This window comes from Actinomadura sp. DC4 (assembly GCF_030406325.1).
GTDB lineage: Bacteria > Actinomycetota > Actinomycetes > Streptosporangiales > Streptosporangiaceae > Actinoallomurus.
In genome coordinates this window covers 102,078-107,065 of the sequence record NZ_JAUEQY010000029.1, presented here as the reverse complement: position 1 = coordinate 107,065, position 4,988 = coordinate 102,078, and the positions used below count along the sequence as shown (strand labels likewise).

The 4,988-nt window shown below is 71.7% G+C and carries 5 protein-coding genes; all 5 read left to right on the top strand.

The features are described 5' to 3' along the window. Positions 1 to 283 precede the first annotated feature (283 nt). The 5 genes from QWU11_RS36640 (at position 284) to QWU11_RS36620 (ending at position 4,903) form a co-directional block, all read left to right on the top strand. A complete protein-coding gene (locus QWU11_RS36640) occupies positions 284 to 505 on the top strand; it encodes an MbtH family protein (protein WP_290119110.1) in 222 nt (73 codons plus the stop codon). Then, a complete protein-coding gene (locus QWU11_RS36635) occupies positions 495 to 1,706 on the top strand; it encodes a cytochrome P450 (protein WP_290119109.1) in 1,212 nt (403 codons plus the stop codon). Before QWU11_RS36640 ends, QWU11_RS36635 begins: the two co-directional genes overlap by 11 nt. 14 nt (positions 1,707 to 1,720) lie before the next feature. Then, entirely contained in the window at positions 1,721 to 2,968 is a 1,248-nt protein-coding gene (locus tag QWU11_RS36630) for an MFS transporter (RefSeq protein ID WP_290119108.1), read from the top strand. A gap of 6 nt (positions 2,969 to 2,974) precedes the next feature. Next, the gene (locus QWU11_RS36625; protein ID WP_290119107.1) at positions 2,975 to 3,955 is read left to right on the top strand and encodes an ornithine cyclodeaminase family protein; all 981 of its coding nucleotides are present in this window, start codon (positions 2,975 to 2,977) and stop codon (positions 3,953 to 3,955) included. Positions 3,956 to 4,078: 123 nt separating this feature from the next. Next, positions 4,079 to 4,903 carry a hypothetical protein gene (locus tag QWU11_RS36620; protein ID WP_290119106.1) on the top strand — a complete coding sequence of 275 codons (825 nt, stop codon included), beginning with the start codon at positions 4,079 to 4,081 and terminating at the stop codon, positions 4,901 to 4,903. The last annotated feature ends 85 nt before the right edge of the window (positions 4,904 to 4,988 follow it).

Genomic DNA, 4,988 nt, shown 5'->3' with positions numbered 1-4,988 from the left:
CGACGTCAACGCCGGATCGTTGACCGACGCGTGCAGAGAGTCAATGGCAAAACGCCCCGCCGAACGATCGCCCGATAGCCCATCCCGCACTTACCCAGCCCCTTAGCCGTATCGACGTCTCCCGCTCCGACCACACTCGTGCATGGCCGGCACAAGTCGCTTACAGCTTGGTTACCCGCCGCTTACCGCACCTGGCACATGACATTCATCCGTGGACACCACATTGGCCTGCGGCTACAGTCGTCCCGGCCGACCCACCATTTCTCAAGGTTTGCGAGTTTCGATGACGAACCCTTTTGAGGACGCCGACGGCGTCTACCTCGTATTGGTCAACGACGAACGGCAGCATTCGCTGTGGCCGGCGCATATCGACGTCCCGGCGGGATGGACCGTCGCCCATGACTCGGACGGCCGCGAGGCCTGCCTCGCCTACATCGAGGAGCACTGGACCGATATGCGCCCGCAGAGTCTGGTCGAGGCGATGAGCGCGGACGATGCCGGTTGATCTCTGCTCCGCGGAGTTCCTCCGGGATCCCCATTCCCGCTACGCGGAGATGCGGGCGCGCGGTCCCGTGCACCGGGCGAGCTACAACGGCCGCCCGGTCTGGCTCGTCGTCGGTTACGACGCCGCCCGGCGGGCCCTGACCGATCCGCGGCTGGCCCGCGACCCCGACTCGCTGGGTCCTCGTGAACGGCAGCGGCTGCGCGCGTCGGCCCGGTCGAGCCGTACGTACGGCGGTTACCAGCTGCCGCCGGAGCTCACCGGCAACCTGTCGCGATCCGACCCTCCGGAGCACACGCGCCTGCGCCGGCTCGTCGGCAGGTCGTACCGGCCGCGGATCGTCAGCCGGATGCGACCCGAGATCGAGACGATCGTCGGCTCGCTCCTCGACGGCTTCGCGGACCGCTCCGTCGTCGACATCGTCGCGGACTACGCGCTACCGCTGCCCCTGGAGGTGACCTGCCGGCTCCTCGGCATCCCCGCCGACGACATGTCGGACTTCCGCGCCGCGGCGGCGGTACTGCTCGTCAACGACCAGGGACGCTGGCAGGAGTCCGCCACGGTGGTCATCGACGTCCTCCGGCGGCTGATGCGGGCCAAGCGCGCCGAGCCGGCCGAGGACCTGCTGTCCGCGCTGGCGGCCACGGGCCACGAGGACGGCGGCCTCACCGAAGACGAGCTCACCGCCACGGCGTGGCTGCTCATCACGTCCGGCTACGCGACGACCGCGAACACGATCGGCAACGCGGTGCTGGCTCTCCTGACCGACCCCGTTCGGCTCGCCGTCCTCGCCTCCGCCCCCCAGCTGATCGACCGGGCGGTCGAGGAGCTCCTGCGCCGGGACGGCGGGGTGAATCTCGCTCCGGTGCGCGTGGCGACCGAGCCGGTCGAGATCGGCGACGTCACCATCGATGGCGGGGAGCTCGTCCACATCGCGGTCGCCTCCGCCAACCGCGACCCCGCGCACTTCGAGGACGCGGAACGGCTGGACTTCGAGCGCCGTCAGGGCGACCATCTGGCGTTCGGCCACGGCATGCGCTACTGCCTCGGCGCCGAACTCGCCCGCATGGAGACGCGAATCGCGCTGGCGCGGCTCCTGGACCGCTTCCCGAACCTGGGCCTGGCGACCGACCCCGCGTCACTGCGATGGCAGGACACCCCGGTCCTCCGAGGTGTCGAGACGCTCCCCGTACGGCTGCGCTGACGATCCGGCACCCGATGTCCTCGTACCGGCGAACCGGCCTGCTACCGCTATCGGTCGGTGTCGGAGTCTCCGCGTTCGGCGCGCAGCTCACCCAGATCGGCCTGGCCGCGCACTTTCGCCACCAGGGACCGACCGCGGTCTCCCTGCTGTTCGTCGCCGGCACCGCCGGCGGGGTGCTGGGCGGGCCGATCGCCGGCTGGCTGTCCGACCGGTTCCCCAACCGCCCGCAGCTCATCGGCGCGCTCCTGGCCCAGGGGGCGATCGCCTTCGGCATGACCGCCGCGTTGGCCAGACTGCCGCTCGTGGCGTTGCTCATCGCGACGATGAGCCTCACGGCCACGGTCACCGCGACGACGGTCTCGATGCTCGCCCTGCGGGCCGCTCCGCAGGACCAGGCCGTTCGTGTCTACTCCCTGGTCGGTACGGCGAGCGTGTCGGGGTCGCTGACCGGCACGGTCCTCGGCGGCCTGCTCGCGCAGGGTTTCGGCATCAGGTTCGCACTGGTCATCGACGGGGTGACGTTCCTCGTGCAGGCCCTGCTGATGGCCCGTAGCCGGCTCGACCGCCGGCCGGGCGGTCAGCCGGGTGAGGACCACGCCGGACGGATCGGCATCGCCGGGCTGCGGCACATCCGGCACGATCCGGTGCTCCTCGGCCGGCTCGTCTCCCAGGTCCTCCTCATCGGCGCCGTGACGATCGCGCTGGTCGATGAGATCTTCCTCGTCACCACGGTCATGGGGCAAGGCACGGCCGTGTACGGCGTCATGGTCGGCTGCTGGGGCACGGGCATGCTCGCCGGGTCCCGCGGGATCGCCCGGATCCGTCCCGGCCGGGACCGGCCAGGAGTGTTCGTCCTCGCGAGCCTCGGTCTCTGCGCGGCCCTGCTCCTGCCGGCGCTCGTCCCGTACGTGGCCGCGAATGGGGTCGCCTGGACCGTCGGCGGCGCGAGCATGGCCGTCACGACGGTCATGCTGAGCGCGCTGGCCCGCGACAGGACGCCGGAGGCGGCACAAGGACGGGTACTCGCCGGGGTCAACGCGATCAGGGTGGCCGCGAACGGCGCGGGGACCGGCGCCGCCGGTGTCATCGTGACGCGCGTCGGCCCTCGCTGGACACTCGTGGTCGCGGCCTCACTCGCGGCGATCGGCACGGCGCAGGCCGTCGCCGGAATCATCCGGAGGCGCGAGCGTCCTCGCGCCTCCGCGCCATCGGTCCCGCCGGAGCGCACCGCACCGGCGCCGCGCTCACCGATCGGAAGGTGATCTGCCATGTCCGCCGTTCTCGTCCTGAGCGCCACGGACGTGCACAGCGTGTTCGACCTGCGCACGGCCATCGCGTCCCAGCGCACGGCCTTCGCCGCCCTCGGGCGCGGAGAGGCGCTCCTGGCGCCGCGTCTGCTGTTGCCGGAGCGAGGAGACGACCTGGCCTTCTGCTATGTCGCCGGCCTGCCCGGGGCGGGGGCGGTCGCCAAGTTCGGCAGCGTTCGTCCCGGGAACGCGGCCCGAGGTCTCCCCAGCGTCTCGGCTCTGGTGGTGGCTCTGGATCCCGTCGACGGCCGACCGGCCGCGATCGTGGAGGGCACGTCGGTGACCACTCTCCGCACATCGGCGGCGAGCGCGGTCGCCATCGACCACCTGGCCGTGCCCGGCGCCTCCCGGCTGGCGGTCATCGGCGCCGGCGTCCAGGGACGGGCCCACCTGCGTGCCGTGGCCGCCGTACGGCCGCTACGCCGGGTACGGCTTTTCAGCCGGGACCCGAGCGCGTGCGCCGTCACCGCGGCGGAGCTGAGCCGCGAGCTCGACCTGCCGGTCCGGGCGGCCGCGACGGCACGCGAGGCGGTCGTGGGTTCCGACATCGTCATCACCTGTACGACCAGCAAGGAGCCGGTCGTCCACGGGACCTGGATCGACCAGGGCTGCACCGTCGTCAGCGTCGGCTCGTTCGCCCCCGGGCATCGCGAGGTCGACACCGCACTGCTGACCCGCGCGGCGGCGGTCGTGGTGGACGATGTCGCCACGGCCCGCGAGCAGGCCGGCCCGGTGATCGCCGCGCTACGCGAAGGCGACCTGGAGCCGGCGGACCTCCTGTCGCTCGGAGATGTGGTCACGGGACGTTCGCCGGCCAGGCACTCGCCGGACGACATCGTCTTCTACAACAGCGTCGGTCTCGGCATCCAGGACGCCGCCGCGATCGACCGGATCATCACGATCGCACGCCGCACCGGCGCGGGCCGGCTCATCCACCTGTGATCGGTACGTCGCGGCTCTGCGCCGCTTTTTCGAGCGGAGTTGTCGGATCCGGGTGGTGTTGTTCGTAGCCAGGGTGAGAGGCCGCCCGCGAGTGGGCGGTCACGACCACAGGAGATGCCACCGATGCCGCACTCACAGGCCAAGGTCCACCGCATGTTCGAGCTCGTCGAGCCGATCGCCACCGTCACCTTCTCCGAGATGCCGAACGAGGCGTTCCTGGCCCTCGGCATGCGCAACTACTGGGACGGATACTTCGCCGGCCGGGCCGCGCCGCTGGGCCTGGCACCGGCCGAGGTGGTGCACGCGGTCTTCTACAACTTCGCCGCCGGCGAGGTCGCGCGCCACATCCCGTGGGTCTGGGGAAAGACCACCCCGCAGGAGGCGATCGCCGTGCGCGAGCGGAGCAGCGCCGCCGCGCTGCGGCAGATGATCGGGGAGCTCGCCGACTCCCCCGCTCTGACGCGGGTCGCCGACCTCGCCACCCGAGCGGCACTCAGCGCGCCGACCGAGGGCCGAGCCCTGTACGCCGGGCTCCGGGCGCTCGACGTGCCCGCAGAGCCCGTGGCCAGGCTCTGGCACGCGGCGACACTGCTACGAGAGCATCGCGGGGACGGCCACAACGCCGCCCTCCTCGCCCACGGCATCGGCGGCACCGAGGCCCATGTCCTCCTCGCCCTCTCCCTCCAAATGAGGCCGGAGGAGTTCGGCCGGATCCACCACCTGCCCAAGCCGCAGCTGGCCACTGTCATCGACGGGCTGCGCAGCCGCGGCCTCGTCGACGCCGCCGGCGCGTTCACCGACGCAGGCCGACAGACCAAGGAACGGATCGAGGCCCTCACCGACGAACTGGCCGCACCGGCGTACGACGTCCTCAGCACGGACGAGCTCGACGAACTGACCGCAGGACTCCAGCCGATCGCCACCGCAGTCCAGGCCGCCGACGACTGAGCGAGCGCATAACACCACGGCCACGGCCACCACCCCCACCTCGGCCGCCGAGATGCGCAAGGGGACGGCCCGTGTGCCTGGGCGG

Coding starts and splice junctions, on each gene's coding strand:
- QWU11_RS36640 (WP_290119110.1), top strand. CDS start 284: ATGACGAACCCTTTTGAGGACGCCGACGGCGTCTACCTCGTATTGGTC.
- QWU11_RS36635 (WP_290119109.1), top strand. CDS start 495: ATGCCGGTTGATCTCTGCTCCGCGGAGTTCCTCCGGGATCCCCATTCC.
- QWU11_RS36630 (WP_290119108.1), top strand. CDS start 1,721: ATGTCCTCGTACCGGCGAACCGGCCTGCTACCGCTATCGGTCGGTGTC.
- QWU11_RS36625 (WP_290119107.1), top strand. CDS start 2,975: ATGTCCGCCGTTCTCGTCCTGAGCGCCACGGACGTGCACAGCGTGTTC.
- QWU11_RS36620 (WP_290119106.1), top strand. CDS start 4,079: ATGCCGCACTCACAGGCCAAGGTCCACCGCATGTTCGAGCTCGTCGAG.